At 70.3% G+C, this 14706-nt stretch carries 11 protein-coding genes; 3 read left to right on the forward strand and 8 right to left on the reverse strand.

The genetic code is table 11. From position 1 onward, the window contains the following. Position 1 precedes the first annotated feature (1 nt). The 7 genes from IEY14_RS24085 to IEY14_RS24115 all read right to left on the reverse strand — a co-directional run bounded on the left by IEY14_RS24085 (position 2) and on the right by IEY14_RS24115 (position 9165). The gene (locus IEY14_RS24085) at positions 2 to 688 is read right to left on the reverse strand and encodes a response regulator (RefSeq protein ID WP_188913121.1); all 687 of its coding nucleotides are present in this window, start codon (positions 686 to 688) and stop codon (positions 2 to 4) included. Then, entirely contained in the window at positions 685 to 3354 is a 2670-nt protein-coding gene (locus IEY14_RS24090; protein ID WP_188913123.1) for a DUF4118 domain-containing protein, read from the reverse strand. The genes IEY14_RS24085 and IEY14_RS24090 overlap by 4 nt, the downstream gene beginning before the upstream one ends. A 91-nt stretch (positions 3355 to 3445) precedes the next feature. Next, a complete protein-coding gene (gene kdpC / locus IEY14_RS24095; RefSeq protein ID WP_188913126.1) occupies positions 3446 to 4072 on the reverse strand; it encodes a potassium-transporting ATPase subunit KdpC in 627 nt (208 codons plus the stop codon). 12 nt (positions 4073 to 4084) lie between these two features. Continuing rightward, positions 4085 to 6139: a potassium-transporting ATPase subunit KdpB gene (gene kdpB, locus IEY14_RS24100; protein ID WP_188913128.1), complete on the reverse strand. Its 2055-nt coding sequence runs from the start codon at positions 6137 to 6139 to the stop codon at positions 4085 to 4087. A gap of 40 nt (positions 6140 to 6179) precedes the next feature. Then, the gene (kdpA, locus tag IEY14_RS24105; RefSeq protein WP_188913130.1) at positions 6180 to 7889 is read right to left on the reverse strand and encodes a potassium-transporting ATPase subunit KdpA; all 1710 of its coding nucleotides are present in this window, start codon (positions 7887 to 7889) and stop codon (positions 6180 to 6182) included. Positions 7890 to 7922: 33 nt separating this feature from the next. Beyond that, complete coding sequence (gene kdpF, locus IEY14_RS24110) at positions 7923 to 8036, reverse strand: K(+)-transporting ATPase subunit F (protein ID WP_194446536.1); 114 nt, start codon at positions 8034 to 8036, stop codon at positions 7923 to 7925. Between the two features lie 211 nt (positions 8037 to 8247). Then, positions 8248 to 9165, reverse strand: a complete 918-nt coding sequence (locus tag IEY14_RS24115; protein WP_188913132.1) for a sugar phosphate isomerase/epimerase family protein — start codon at positions 9163 to 9165, stop codon at positions 8248 to 8250. Positions 9166 to 9457: 292 nt separating this feature from the next. Between IEY14_RS24115 and IEY14_RS24120 the strand changes: the two genes are divergently transcribed. The 3 genes from IEY14_RS24120 (at position 9458) to IEY14_RS24130 (ending at position 13440) form a co-directional block, all read left to right on the forward strand. Continuing rightward, on the forward strand, positions 9458 to 11605 hold the full coding sequence (locus tag IEY14_RS24120; RefSeq protein WP_188913133.1) for a hypothetical protein: 2148 nt from the start codon (positions 9458 to 9460) through the stop codon (positions 11603 to 11605). 333 nt (positions 11606 to 11938) lie between these two features. Next, positions 11939 to 13000: an HD-GYP domain-containing protein gene (locus IEY14_RS24125; protein ID WP_188913135.1), complete on the forward strand. Its 1062-nt coding sequence runs from the start codon at positions 11939 to 11941 to the stop codon at positions 12998 to 13000. A 245-nt stretch (positions 13001 to 13245) separates the two neighbouring features. Next, on the forward strand, positions 13246 to 13440 hold the full coding sequence (locus IEY14_RS24130) for a hypothetical protein (protein WP_188913137.1): 195 nt from the start codon (positions 13246 to 13248) through the stop codon (positions 13438 to 13440). Between the two features lie 54 nt (positions 13441 to 13494). On the opposite strand, the gene IEY14_RS24135 is transcribed toward IEY14_RS24130, so the two are convergent. Beyond that, positions 13495 to 14571, reverse strand: coding sequence for a LacI family DNA-binding transcriptional regulator (locus tag IEY14_RS24135; RefSeq protein ID WP_188913139.1), 1077 nt, complete (start codon positions 14569 to 14571; stop codon positions 13495 to 13497). Between the last annotated feature and the right edge of the window lie 135 nt (positions 14572 to 14706).

The raw sequence follows: 14706 nt of genomic DNA on the forward strand, positions 1-14706 counted from the left end.
GCTAGCCCTCGCCGATCCGGTAGCCGACGCCCGGCTCGGTCTCGATGAGGCCGGGCTTCGCCGGGTCCTCTTCCAGCTTCGCCCGGAGCTGGCCGATATAGACGCGCAGATATTGCGTGTCCTGCCCATGCGCCGGACCCCAGACCGCCTGGAGGATCTGGCGATGGGTCGAGACCTTGCCGGCATGGCGGACGAGATAGGCGAGAAGGTCGAATTCCTTCGGCGTCAGCTTCACCTCCGCCCCGGCCCGCGTCACGCGGTGGCGCAGGACGTCGATCTCGATCGCGCCGATGCGCAGCGCCGCCGTCTCGCCGGCCCGGCGCATCCGATGGCGTAGCGCGGTGCGCAGCCGCGCCATCAGCTCGCCGACGCCGAAGGGCTTTTCTACGAAATCGTCGGCGCCGAGATCGAGCGCCTCGATCTTGTCGGCCTCCCGGTCGCGCGCCGAGAGGACGACGATCGGCAGATCCGTCTCGGCGCGCAGCTGCCGGATCACCTCGCGCCCGTCCATGTCGGGCAGGCCGAGATCGAGGACGAGAATGGCGGGAGGGCGCTGCCGCGCCTGCGCGAGTCCCGCCCCGCCGGTCTCGGCCCGGGCGACCTCGTAGCCCTCTGCCTCCAGGGCGGGCTTCAGGAAGCGATGGATGGCCGGCTCGTCGTCGACGACGAGAACGAGGGCGCGGCTCATGGCCGGGATCCGTCGCCGAGCGGCAGGCGGATGCGGAAGGCCGCGCCGCCGCGCCCCGCCGCTTCCGGCAGGAGCTCGACCGTGCCGCCATGCGCCTCGACGATGCCGCGTGTGATCGCGAGGCCGAGCCCCGCGCTGTCGCCGCCGTCGCCCGCGCCGCGCTTCGCCCGCGTGAACTTGGCGAAGACCTCGGCGCGCAGAGCCTGCGGCACGCCTGGCCCGTCGTCGCGGATCTCGATCGTCATCGCCTCGCCCGAGGCCTCCGCCGCGAGGGTGACATGGGCGTCGCGCCCGGCATGGCGCACCGCATTGGCGACGACATTGCCGAGCGCCTGGTCGATGAGGCTCTGATCGGCGAAGACGAGCGGCAGGCCCTTGGCGATCTCCACCGTGAAGCGCTGCGTCGCGCCGCGCTTCGACGCGGTCGCCACGATCCGGTTCAAGCCTTCCGCCATGTCGATCCAGTCGCGGTTGAGGTCCAGCGCCCCGGCTTCGAGGCGCGTCATCGCCAGGAGATTGCGCACCATCTGGTCGAGATGGCGAGCCTCGTCGCGCACCTGTTCGAGAAGATCGAGCCGCGCCTCCGGTGCGAGGCGCTCGCCATAGTCGATGAGGCTGCTCGCGGCGCCGAGCACCGAGGCGAGGGGGGTGCGGAAGTCGTGGCTGATCGAGGCGAGGAGGATGTTGCGCACCCGCTCGGTCTCGGCGGCGGTGCGCGCCTCGCCGACCTCGGTGGACAGCTGCGCCCGGTGCAGCGCCGCCGCCGCCTGCTCGGCCAGCGCCTCGAGCAGCGCGCGCTCCTCGAGGCCGAGCGCGGCCATGTCGGGCGCCTCCTCGACGCCGAGGACGCCGACGCGCCGGCCGGGCAGGGCGAGCGGGCGGAAGGTCCAGCCGCTGGAGGGCAGGGTGCCGGTGCCGGCGCCCGCCGCCTCGTCATGGTCGAAGGACCAGCGCGCGGCGCTTCTCGCCGGCGTGTCGAGCCGGTCGTTCGGCGGCCAGGCGGCGGCGATGGCGAGGTCTCCCTCCCTCGGCAGCAGCACGACGGCCGCCCGGCCGAGCGCGGCATTGATCTCGCCCGCCACCGCCTCCGCCACCGCGCCGGCATCCGGCAGGGCGGAAAGGGTGCGGGTGAAGCGGTAGAGCCGGCGCGCGGCGCGGGTGCGCTGGGCGGCGACGCGCATCTGCTCGCGGGCGCGGCCGGCGACGGCCGAGATGGTGACGGCGATGATGAGGAAGATCGCGAGCGCCAGCAGCTCGTGCGGCCGCGCGACGGTGAAGGTGTAGGTCGGGTCGATGAAGAAGAAGTTGTAGGCCGCGAAGGACAGGAAGGAGGCGAAGACCGCCGGCCAGACGCCGAAGACGAGGGCCGGCGCCAGGACGGCGAGGAGATAGAGCATCGAGACATTGGGCAGCGGCACGAAACGCAGCAGCACGGTGCCGAGCGCCGTCGCGCCGGCGACGCCGCCCGCCGCCGCGAGATAGGCCGCGCCGGCGCCGAGCGGCGGCCAGGGGCGTCGCGGGCTCTCCGCCGCGCCGGCATCGGTCACGACATGGATCGAGATGCCGTCGGCCCGGCGCACCAGCGCGTCGGCGAGCGACAGGGCGCGCCAGGGCCGGAAGCGCCGGTGGCGCCGCTTGCCGACGACGATCTGCGTGACGTTCTCGAAGCGCGAGAAGCGCAGGATCTCGCTCGGCAGGTCGTGGGCGACGAGCTGCACCACTTCGGCGCCGAGCGTGCGGGCGAGCTGGAGCGCGGCGTCGAGCCGGGCGCTCGGCGCCTCGCCGAGCGTCGCGCCCGGCCGCTCCACCGTCACGGCGAACCAGGGCGCGTCGAGGAGATCGGCGAGGCGCTTCGCCCCGCGCACCAGCCGCTCGGCCCGATCGTCCGGTCCGAGCGCGACGAGCAGCCGCTCGCCCGCTGCCCACGGGCCCTCGATCGCGCCGCCCTGCATGCGCTCCACCAGATCGCTGTCGACCCGCGCAGCCACCTGGCGCAGCGCGAGTTCGCGCAGGGCGGTGAGATTGGAGGGCTTGAAGAAGTTCTGCGTCGCGCGCGCCGCCGTGTCCTCGACATAGACCTTGCCCTCGGCGAGGCGGCGGATCAGCTCGTCCGGCGGCAGGTCGACCAGCACGATCTCGTCGGCGAGGCCGAGCGTCGTGTCCGGCACCGTCTCGCGCACCCGGACGCCGGTGATGCGCTGGACGACATCGTTGAGGCTGGTCACATGCTGGACGTTCATCGTCGTCCAGACGTCGATCCCGGCGCGCAGCAGTTCGGCGACGTCCTGCCAGCGCTTGGGATGGCGCGCGCCCGGCACGTTGGAATGGGCGTATTCGTCGACGAGGATCAACGCGGGGCGGCGCTGGAGCGCGGCGTCGAGGTCGAATTCGCCGATCAGCCGGCCCTTGTAGGCAATCCCCCGGCGCGGCAGGACCTCCAGACCCTCGACAAGGGCGGCCGTCTCGGCGCGGCCATGGGTCTCGACGATGCCGACGAGGATGTCGCGGCCGGCGGCGCGCGCGGCCTTCGCCGCCTGGAGCATGGCGAAGGTCTTGCCGACGCCGGGCGCCGCGCCGAGAAACAGCCGCAGCCGGCCCCGGCCCTCGCGCTCGGCGGCGCTGATCAGCGCATCGGGCGAGGCCCTCGGCGTCTCGAGCTTCGTCATGGTCGTCGTCCGGTCGGCGCGATGCGCGCGAGGGGCGCCCCGCCGGGACCCCCTCGCGTCTCCTCTCGCATGGATCGCGGCGCCCGTCGCCTCATCCCGCCGGCGCGCCGGCGGAGGCGGCGGTGGGCGTGCCGCTCGCCGGGGCGGATTTGGGCGCCGCCGCCGCGTCGAGCGCGAGGTTGACGGCGAGGACATTGACGCGCGGCTCGCCGAGAAGGCCGAAGGTGCGGCCCGCCGTCCCGGCGGCGATGATGCGCTTCACCTCGCGGAGGTCGATCCGCCGGGCGCTGGCGATGCGCGGCGCCTGGAGGGCGGCGAAGGCCGGCGAGATGTCGGGATCGAGCCCGCTGCCGGAGGTGGTGATCGCATCCGCCGGCAGGAGACCCGCGCCGGTCTCGGCCTTCAGCGCGGCGCCGTCCGCCTTCAGCCGCTCGGCGAGCTTGGCGCTGGTCGGGCCGAGATTGGTGCCGGAGGAGGCCGTGCCGTCATAGCCGGTGCCGGCGGCCGAGGGACGCGGATGGAGATAGATCGGCGCGGCGAAGGCCTGGCCGATCAGCGAGGAGCCGACCGGAACGCCGTCGCGCGTGACGAGGCTGCCATTGGCCGCGTCGGGAAAGAGGCGCTGCGCGATTCCGGTCATCGCCAGCGGATAGGCGAGACCGAGAAGCACGGTGAAGCAGCCGAGGCCGGCCAGCGCGGGGCGAAGCTGTTGCAGCATGGCGAAAACCTTTCAGGCGAGGCCGAGGGCGGCGACCGCGAGGTCGATGAGCTTGATGCCGAGAAAGGGCACCATGATGCCGCCGAGGCCGTAGACGAGGAGATTGCGGCGAAGGACGCTGGCGGCGCTCGCCGCCCGGTAGGGCACGCCCGTGAGGGCGAGCGGGATCAGGGCGACGATGACGAGCGCGTTGAAGATCACCGCCGAAAGGATGGCGCTTTGCGGCGAGGCGAGGCGCATCACGTTGAGGGCGCCGAGCTCCGGGATCGCCGCCACGAAGAGGGCGGGGATGATGGCGAAATATTTCGCCACGTCGTTGGCGATGGAGAAGGTGGTCAGCGAGCCGCGCGTCATCAGGAGCTGCTTGCCGATCGCCACGATCTCGATGAGCTTGGTCGGATCGGAATCGAGATCCACCATGTTGCCGGCCTCGCGCGCCGCCTGGGTGCCGGTCTGCATGGCGACGCCGACATCGGCCTGGGCGAGGGCGGGCGCGTCGTTGGTGCCGTCGCCGCACATGGCGACGAGCCGGCCCTGGCGCTGCTCGTTGCGGATATAGGCGAGCTTGTCCTGCGGCGTCGCCTCGGCGATGAAATCGTCGACGCCGGCCTCCGAGGCGATGGCGGCGGCGGTGACCGGATTGTCGCCCGTCACCATCACCGTGCGGATGCCCATGCGGCGCAGCTCCGCGAACCGCTCCTTGATATCCGGCTTCACCACGTCCTTCAGGTGGATCACGCCGACGAGGCGCCCGTTCTCGGCGAGGCCGAGCGGCGTGCCGCCGGACTGGGCGATGCGGTCGACGGCGGCGGTGAAGGCCGCCGGCTCGGCAACCTCGCGCCCGGCGCTCTCGCGCACGAAGCGGCGGATGGCGTCGACCGCGCCCTTGCGGATGCGCCGCTCGCCGAGATCGACGCCGGAGAGGCGCGTCGCCGCCGAGAAGGGGATGAAGCTCGCCCCGTCCGGCCGCTCCTCCGACAGGCGCCCGGCGAAGCTTTCGCGCGCCAAGGCGAGGATCGAGCGGCCCTCCGCCGTCTCGTCCGCGAGGCTGGCGAGAACGGCGATCCGGGCGGTGTCGGCCTCGCCCGCGCCATCGGCGGCGATGAATTCCGCCGCCATGCGATTGCCGAAGGTGATGGTGCCGGTCTTGTCGAGAAGCAGCGTGTCGACGTCGCCGGCGGCCTCCACCGCCCGGCCCGACATGGCGAGGACGTTGTGGCGGATCAGCCGGTCCATGCCGGCGATGCCGATGGCCGAGAGCAGCCCGCCGATCGTCGTCGGAATGAGGGTGACGAGCAGCGCGACGAGGATCGGCACCGAAACGGCGGCGCCGGCATAGGCGCCGAAGCCCGTGAGCGTCACCACGGCGACGAGGAAGATCAGCGTCATGCCGACGAGAAGGATGGTGAGGGCCAGCTCGTTCGGCGTCTTCTGCCGCTCGGCACCCTCGACCAGCGCGATCATCCGGTCGAGAAAGGAGGAGCCGGGCGCAGCGGTGACGCGCATGACGATCCAGTCCGAGACGACGGTGGTGCCGCCGGTGACGGCCGAGCGGTCGCCGCCGGATTCGCGGATCACCGGCGCGGATTCGCCCGTCACCGCCGCCTCGTTGACCGAGGCGATGCCCTCCACGATCTCGCCGTCGCCGGGGACCAGATCGCCGGCCTCGACCAGGACATGGTCGCCGACCTTCAGATCGAGGGCCGAGACCGGCTGGACGTCAGCGCGGTCGGTGGGATCGGCGAGGCGCTTGGCGATCGTGTCGGTGCGCGCCTTGCGTAAGGAATCGGCCTGGGCGCGGCCCCGGCCCTCGGCGACGGCCTCGGCGAAATTGGCGAAGAGCACCGTGAACCAGAGCCAGGCCATGATCTGGCCGGTGAAGGCGAAGGGCTGGCCGGCGACGAGATCGCGGACGAAGAGCACGGTGACGACCGCCGCCACGGTCTCGGTGACGAAGATCACCGGATTGCGGACGAGGGCGGCCGGGTTCAGCTTGACGACGGCGTCGAGCGCGGCGCGGCCGAGAAGCTGGGGCGTGAAGGTGGAAGCGGCGGCTTGCGCGGCCATGGCGGGGATGTCCTTGCGATGAGGAGGGGCGCGGGGCGGCTCAGAAGGTCTTGCCGGCCAGCATGCCGGCCTGTTCGGCGATCGGGCCGAGGGCGAGCGCCGGAAAGAACTGCAAGCCGCCGAGGATCAGGATCACGCCGGCGAGGAGGCCGACGAAGAGGGGGCCGTGGGTGGGGAAGGTGCCGGCCGAGGGCGCGAGCCGCGTCTTGGCGACCAGCGAACCGGCGATCGCCATCATCGGCACGATATAGGCGAAGCGGCCGAGGAGCATGGCGAGGCCCAGCGTCGTGTTCCACCAGGGGGAATTGGCCGACAGGCCGCCGAAGGCCGAGCCGTTGTTTCCCGCCGCCGAGGTATAGGCATAGTAGATCTCCGACAGGCCGTGCGGACCGGCATTGCCGAGACCTGAGAGCGCCGAGGGCAGCACGGCGGCGACCGCCGAGAAGCCGAGGATCGCGACCGGCAGGATGAGGATCGCGAGCACCGCCATCTTCATCTCCTTCGCCTCGATCTTCTTGCCGAGATATTCGGGCGTGCGCCCGACCATCAGCCCGGCGATGAAGACCGAGACGATGGCGATCACCAGGATGCCGTAGAGGCCGGAGCCGACGCCGCCCGGCAGGATCTCGCCGAGCATGATGAGGACCATCGGCACCATGCCGCCGATCGGCGTGAACGAGCCGTGCATGGCGTTCACCGCGCCGTCCGACAGGCCGGTGGTGACGGCCGCGAACATGGAGGAGGCGGCGAGGCCGAAGCGGACCTCCTTGCCTTCCATGTTGCCGCCGGCGGGATCGAGCCCGGCGCCGGCGAGGATCGGCGTGCCGGCGGCCTCGGCCCAGTAGCAGGTGGCGATGCCGGCGACGAGAAGGAGGCCCATGGCGGCGAGGATCGCCCGCGCCTGGCGCCTGTCGCCGACGAGATGGCCGAAGGCGAAGACGGCGGCCACGGAGACGACGAGCATCTGCCAGAGGGTCAGCGCATTGGCGAGCGGCGAGGGATTCTCGTAGGGATGGGCGGAATTGGCGTTGTAGAAGCCGCCGCCATTCGTGCCGAGCTGCTTGATCGCGAGCTGCGAGGCGACCGGGCCGAGGGCGAGCGTCTGCTCGGCCCCTTCCAGGGTGCGGACCTTGGCGGCGGGGCTCAGCGTCTGCGGCGTGCCCAGCGCCACCTGCCAGAGGCCGGTGACGATCGCCAGCGGCAGGAGCACGTAGAGGGTGGCCCGCGTCATGTCGACGAAGAAATGGCCGACGGTCGAGCCGCCCGAACGGGCGAAGGCCCGGACGAGCGCCACGGCGAGCGCCAGACCTGTCGCCGCCGACAGGAAGTTCTGCACGGTGAGGCCCGCCATCTGGCTGAGATGGCTCATGGTGGTCTCGCCGCCATAGGACTGCCAGTTCGTGTTGGTCACGAAGGAGACCGCCGTGTTGAAGGCGAGATGCGGCGACAGGCCGGGAAAGCCCTGGGGATCGAGCGGCAGGAGGTCCTGGAAGCGCAGGAGGAGATAGAGGAGCGCGAAGCCGGCCGCGTTGAAGAGGAGCATGCCGGCCGTGAAGCCGAGCCAGCTCTGCTCGCGGGCGGGATCGACGCCCATCGCCCTGTAGAGAAGGCGCTCCACCGGATGGAGGAGCGGCGAGAGGACGGTGCGCTCGCCGGAGAAGACGCGGGCCATATAGGTGCCGAGCGGCAGGGCGAAGAGAAGTACGGCCGCGAGGATCAGAACGATCTGCAGCCAGCCGACGAGGGTCATCGGATGAGGGCCTTTGCGAAAGGATCGGAAGCGTCAGAACCGCTCGGGATGGACGAGCGCGGCGACGAGATAGGCGGCGAGGGCGAGCGCCGTGGCGCCGCCGAGGACGAGGTCGAGCATGTCAGGCCTGGTCCGCCCAGCGCGCATAGGCGCCCATCAGCGCGAAGAAGCCGAGGCCGGCGGCGAGGTAGAGAAGATCGAGCACGGGGCGAGCCCTCCTTTCGGGATCGTCCGTCGATCTAGGAGCCGCCGCATAAAGCCTCGATAGGAAAGAGGCGGGCGCCGCATAAGGAAGCCGTAAAGACGACGGGCCGCCCCTTGCGGAGCGGCCCGCCGATCACCCGAGGAGGCGCCTTCGTCAGGCGGCGGCCGGCAGCCGGTCGTTGACGAGGGCGGCGAAGCGCCGCGCTTCGCTGAGACAGGCCGGCTGCTCGGCGCCGTAGCGGTGGTTGATCTCCATCATCAGCACCGTGCCGGGCAGGGGGCTCAGCTCGGCGAAGATCTCGGCGAAGGGGATGTCGCCCCAGCCGAGCGGCATGTGGAGATCGCCGAGGCCGAGCGCCGTCGCCTCCTGCGGGAAGTAGAAGGGCGTGCGGCCCTGCGGCTGGCCGAAGGAATCATGCACATGGAGATGGCCGGCGACTTCGGCCATGGCCCGGAGCTCGGCGCGGAAGTCGAGGCCGCGATAGGTCGATTCGATATAGGCGTGGCTGAAGTCGATCAGCGCCACGAGATTGGGATGGCCGATCGCCTTGATCGCGCCGGCGAGCTCGCTCGGGCTGCGGCGCCATTGGCCGGGCTCGGTGGTGAAGATGTTCTCCAGGGCGATGCGCACGCCGTAGGGGCGCGCGAATTCGGCGAGGGCGTGGACGGTCTCGTCCTCCAGCCGGCCGGCCGCCGCGCGCTCGGCGCCCTGGTCGGCCCGGATCGCGCCGCTGTGCTGGACGAGAATGCCGGAGCCGATGCGGTCGCAGATCTCGACCAGCGCCTTGGCGGCTGCGAGCTGGCGGTCGACCGTCTCCCTGTCCATGAAGTTGGAGGCGACGAGGCCGTGGACGGTGTAGCGCAGCGGCAGCGAGCGCGTCAGCTGTTCGAGCCGGGCGGCGCGCTCGGGAATGATGCGGCCGCCGGCGACGATGTCGAGCGAGGAGACGGCGATCTCGGCGACATCGGCGCCGATTTCCGCGATCTGGCGCAGCCGCGCCTCGAGACTTGCGAATTCGCCATCGGCGGAAGCGGCGTTGAAGCCGACGGCGACGATCGGGGATGGGGTCATGGGCTGGTTTCCAGCTGGGAAAAGCCGCTGGCCGGCAGGCGGGGCGGGCGGGTGCGGACAGCCCATAGGAAGGTCGTGTCACCGGCATATGACGCTGCCCGGATCGCCCGCGCCGCCACCCGGCACGCGACGAGCCCTCCTCCTGCCTTCGCCATCGGGCGGGGTCCGGATCCGCCCGACGGAAGCGAACAAGCCACTGAGCGAATTTATCCTTTCCGAAACCTTAAATCCGCTGGCGCGGAATTCGGAGTCATGCAACTGCATCGCGAGTTGAGTTGTAGTAGAGATTCGCATGTCCGATTCCTTTCTTTCGGTCGTCCCCCTCACTCCCGGTACCGATCTTCTCGCTCCCTCGGCCGAGGGGCGATTGGTGACGGCGACCTTGTCCACGCTGAATGCCTCGGACCAACTGGTCGGCGGCGCCGGTCATGACGTCCTGGCGCTGGACGGCGCGGAGGCGACGTATCGTTCCAACCCGTTCGACGCCCGCAACACCTTCGATCTGTCGGAGCTCGCCGCCTTCTCCGGCTTCGAGGAAGTGCGTGTCAGCAATCCGACCCGGGTGCAGGTCAATCTCGACCTGCCCGACGGCATGGACCTGAAGCTCGTCCTCAGCGACGGCCGGGTGCCCGGCGCGAATGTCCCGGCCTGGACGGGGAACATCTCGGTCCAGCTCGGGACGGGACGGGTGAACCTCCAGGGCGGCGCCGAGGGCGACAACATCATCGCCTCGCAGCCCGACCATCTGGCGGCCGGCAGCGTGATCGACGGCGGCGCGGGGCGCGACCAGCTGAATTTCAGCCATGTCTATCAGGTTCTGGGCGGCTACGACCCGGAGACGCAGATCTATACCCCGATCACCATCGCCGACACGGTCTACGACCTGACGAAGATCGATCTGAAGAATGTCGAGAATCTGGCGCTCTTCGGCGGCTTCTCGCAGCTGAACGGCGCGACGGTCGTCAAGGTCGATGCGGCTTCGCTCGCCGATGTGACCCTGATCATGGGCGTCGACAATGCCGAACTGACGACCGACGCGGCGGCGCTGGATCTGACGGGCAAGACGCTGCGGGACGTTCTCGTCGCGAGCGGCAGCAAGGCCGGCACGGTCTTCACGACCGACAGCGTCCAGACGGCGCTGCAGATCGTCGGCGGGGCCGGCAAGGACGAGGTGGTCCTGACCGGCGCGGCGCTGACCGAGGCCCAGCGCGAGCATATCTTCCGGGAAGGGGCCATCGAGACGCTGCGCGACGCGTCGGGTCTCGCCGAGGCCGAATACGATGCGCAGGGCGCGCTCCGGCAGGTGATCTTCACCGGCCTGGACGGCGGCAAGCGCATCGACCGCTACGCGCCGGACGGCACGAAGCTCGCCGAGACGTCGATCCACGACGGTCTGCGCGAGGAGCACAGCTTCGTCGTGACGGGCAAGGCCTATGCGAGCCAGGACGCGGTCTATGACGCGGCGAGCGGCAGGCTGATCTCGCTGGAACGCGCCTATGCCGACGGCCGGCCGGCCCTGTCGCAGACGGTGAAGGCGGATGGCAGCCAGGTGGTGAAGGACTGGACGCCGGCGGGCGAGCTCACCGTCTCGATCCTGTCGAGCGACGGACGCCTCCAGACGCAGGACAGATACGATGCCGCCGGGCATCACCTCTCCTTCGACATGCGCAATGTCGACGGCTCGCGCGAATGGCGCGGCTTCGACCCGGAGACGGGACGCGAAACGAGCCTCGTCCACGTCAATGCCGACAAGAGCCGGGTGGAGACGAAGCATACGGTGGCCGGCAAGCCCTATGCCGACCAGGTGGCGAGCTACGATGCGAAGGGCCATCTCACCGAGATGCTGCGCCACCATGCCGACGGCTCGCTCGCCTTCTATCAGGTGAACGGGGCGGACGGCACCAGCGAGGTGCATCAGTACGACGCCTTCCATCGTGAGACGACCAAGGTGCTGGGCGATCTCGCCGGGGCGCGCGATGCGTTCGAATTCGCCTATGCCGGCCGCTCGCCGCTGCCCTCCGCCGTGACGCAGACCCATTACGGCGCGGGCAACGTGAAGCTCTGGACGGACCGGACGGCGGCGGACGGCAGCCACAGCCAAGTCGCCAAGGCCGCCGGCGCGGTGCTGGTCTCGCACGAGGGCGTCGCGGACACCTTCACCGGCTTCAAGGGCGGGGCGGACACCTTCGTCTTCGGCCAGGGCTTCGGCAAGGACGTGGTGAAGGGCTTCGAGGCGGGATCGGGCACGGGGCACGACGTCCTCGCGTTCGACGACAGCCTCGTCTCCAGCTTCTCCGAGCTGCAGACCCACATGACGAAGCTCGGCGGCGATACACTCCTCTCCTTCGGAACGGACACGCTGCTCGTGAAGGGTGTCGCGCCGGCGGCGCTCACCGCCGACGATGTCCACTTCATCCATCACGACCAGCTGATGATCTGACCACGGGGCGCGAGCGACCGTTGTGCCCCGGCCGCGGCTTCCCGCAGCCGCCGGGCCCTGGATCGCGCCCGCGCCGGGCGGTCGATCCGGCACTCGCGGCGCGGCGTCGCGCGGAGGTCCGGCGCGACGCGCTTCGGGCGTGCTTCGCCCTGCCGGAGGGCGCGGCCAGACGTCATCCGACCCTAACCCCACGGCATATTTTCGTGTGGCGCGCCGCCCGGGCGAAAGGGTAACTTCATGCTCCGCCGGCCATGGTTGGCGGATCACTGAGCAATCGATTCGAGAGCGGCGCCCGGTCCCCTCCCTCTCGACGATCGCGGAGCTTGCCGTGCCATGCGAAAGGGATTGAGGCAGATCGCGACCCATCAGGTTCGGCTCGGCATGTTCATCGAGCGCCTGGAGGGCAATTGGCTGGATCACCCCTTCTGGCGCAAGCGCTTCCTGATCGAGGCGCCCGCCGATCTCGCGCGCCTGCGGGCGAGCGCCGTCGCGGCGGTGACGATCGACGAGGCGAAGGGCGTGCCGCTCGCCGACGATGCGGACGCGGCGCCGGCCGCCGCGTCTCCTCCCCAGCGCCGACGCCTTTCCCTCCCGCGTCTCGCTCTGTCGCCCATGGATCGGGAGCGGGCCCGCGCCGAGCGGGTGATCCAGCAGTCGCGCCGCAGCATCGCGCGGATGTTCGGCGAGGTGCGCCTCGGGCGGGCCATGCCCTTGCAGCGCGCGCTGCCGATCGTCGACGAGATCGTCGGCTCGATCGACGGCAACGTCACCGCGCTCTTCGAGCTGACGCGCCTCAAGTCGGTCGATTCCTATACCTATCTCCATTCGATCGCCGTCAGCGGGCTGATGATCGCCTTCGCGCGGCATCTGGCGCTCGATGAGGACGAGGTGCGGCTGCTCGGCCTCGCCGGCCTCTTGCACGACATCGGCAAGATGGCGATCCCGCGCGCCGTCTTGCAGAAGCCCGCCAATCTTTCCCCCGCCGAGGTGGCGCTTATCCAGACGCATCCCGAGAGGGGCCACGCGATCCTGCTTGCCCGGCCGGACACGCCCGAGCTCGTGCTGGATGTCTGCCTGCATCACCACGAGCGCATGAACGGCGGCGGCTATCCGGGGCGGCTGGCGGGCGAGGGATTGAGCCGCGCCGCGCGCATCGCGGCGATCTGCGACGTCTATGACGCGGTCACCTCGGTCCGGCCCTACAAGAAGCCCTGGGCGCCCGTCGAGGCGCTGACGCAGATGGCGCGTTGGGACGGCCATTTCGACCGGGCGCTGCTCGAACGCTTCGTCGCCGCGCTCGGCTTCGAGGATCAGCGCGACAGGGTGCTGGAACAAGGCGCGGAGCCGGCCCAGCAGGAAGTCTCCGTCAACGGCTTTTCCGATCCTTCGGCCTGATTTCGGCACGGAAAATCGGTTTTCTTGCACCGTTTTCGCGCTTAGCGCGGCCGTCCGTCGATCACGATCCGCTCGCCGGTCCGCTTCGGGCTCGATCCCTTGCCGATCCGGGCCGCCCGATCGTTCGTCGCCTAAATATTTCCTCGCGGAGGCCGTTTTCAAGACAGGATGCAAAATTCCGTGTCTTCGAAATGCCAAGGAGAGCGGTTAGGAAGTCGCACCATTGCTTTGATGGAGAGATAATCATGCCGACGATTGGATGGCGCGACGTCGCCCATGTCGAAGTCACGGGCCCGGTCCGCTTCCGCAGCATGACAGTACAGATCCGCTCGGAACATGTCGCGCGCTGGCGCGATGATCCTGACGGCCGCTTCAATGTGCATGCCTCGTCGGCGGATCCGACGGTCGGTGAACTTGGAAAGTTCTTTCCGAGCCTTTGAGAGCCGGACGGCAGGTCTTCGTGAAAGCCTGCCGACCTCTTTCCCGCGCCGCTTCTACGGCGCGAGTATCGGCGGCGGCGCGACGGATTCGCGCTCGATCAGCGGCGTGTCGAAGACGCGCCGCCGCACCTCCCGCCGCCCCTCGATCCGCTCGGCCAGCATGCGCATCGCCTCGCCGCCGAGATCGTAGGACGGCTGCGCCAAAACGGTGACGGCCGGCGACAGGGCGCTCGTCCATTCCGCGTCGTCGAAGGTGACGAGCGACAGGTCGCGCGGAATGGCGAGACCGAGCGTCCGCGCGGCCCGGAACACTTCCAGCGCGATCTTGCTGTCGGAGGCGAGGATCGCGGTCGGGCGATCCGCGCCGGTCAGGAGTTCGGCAAGGATCGCCTGGGCGGCACGCGGCGCGCCCGCGTTCAGCCGGACGAAACGCTCCGGCGCTTCCAGCCCCGCCGCCGCCGCCGCGTCGAGAAAGCCGCTGAGCCGGCCGAGCACCGTCGTCAGCACGATCTGCGACAGGTCGCGGAACCGGGCCTCCGGCGCGTCGGTCGCGGTCAGATAGGCGATCCGCCGGTGGCCGGCCGCGACGAGCAGCCGCGTCGCGCGCCGCGCCGCCGCGCCGTCGTCCACCAGCGCCGCGTCGACCTCCAGCCCCTCCACCTCGCGATCGACGAAGACGAGCGGCAGGCCGCGCGCCTGCGCGTCGCGAAGATGCGCGCCGTCGCGCATCGAGGCCGGCGCGACGATCAGCCCGTCGACGCGCTTGGCCATCAGCATCGCCACCGCCGTCCGCTCCTCGGCCACGTCCTCCCCGGAATTGGCGAGGATCACGCCGAAGCCGAGCGCCTTGGCGCTGTCGGTGATGCCGCGCACCAGGAGCCCGAAGAACGGGTTCTCGATATCGCCGACCACCGCGCCGATGGTCAGCGAGCGTCCCGTCGCCATGGTGCGGGCGAGCTCGTTCGGCCGGTAGTCCAGGCGCTCGGCCGTCTCGACGATCCGCTGCTTCAGCGCCTCGCTCACCGTGCCGTAGCCGCCGAGCGCGCGGGCGGCCGTCGCCTTGGAGACCTGGGCGGCGCGCGCCACATCGGCGACGGTCACAAGGCGTTTGGGAGGGAGCGTGTCGGCCATTCGCCTTTCGCGTACAAATCCGCGCCAGTTTCGTCAATTGCACAAAAATTCGCGTCTGAGACCGGTTTCCGCTTGTCATGAAACCGGTCTCAAGCTTTACTCGATCCGAAAGGGCGAGGCCGGTCAAGGAGGTGC

Source organism: Aureimonas endophytica (assembly GCF_014642635.1).
GTDB classification, from domain to species: Bacteria; Pseudomonadota; Alphaproteobacteria; order Rhizobiales; family Rhizobiaceae; genus Plantimonas; species Plantimonas endophytica.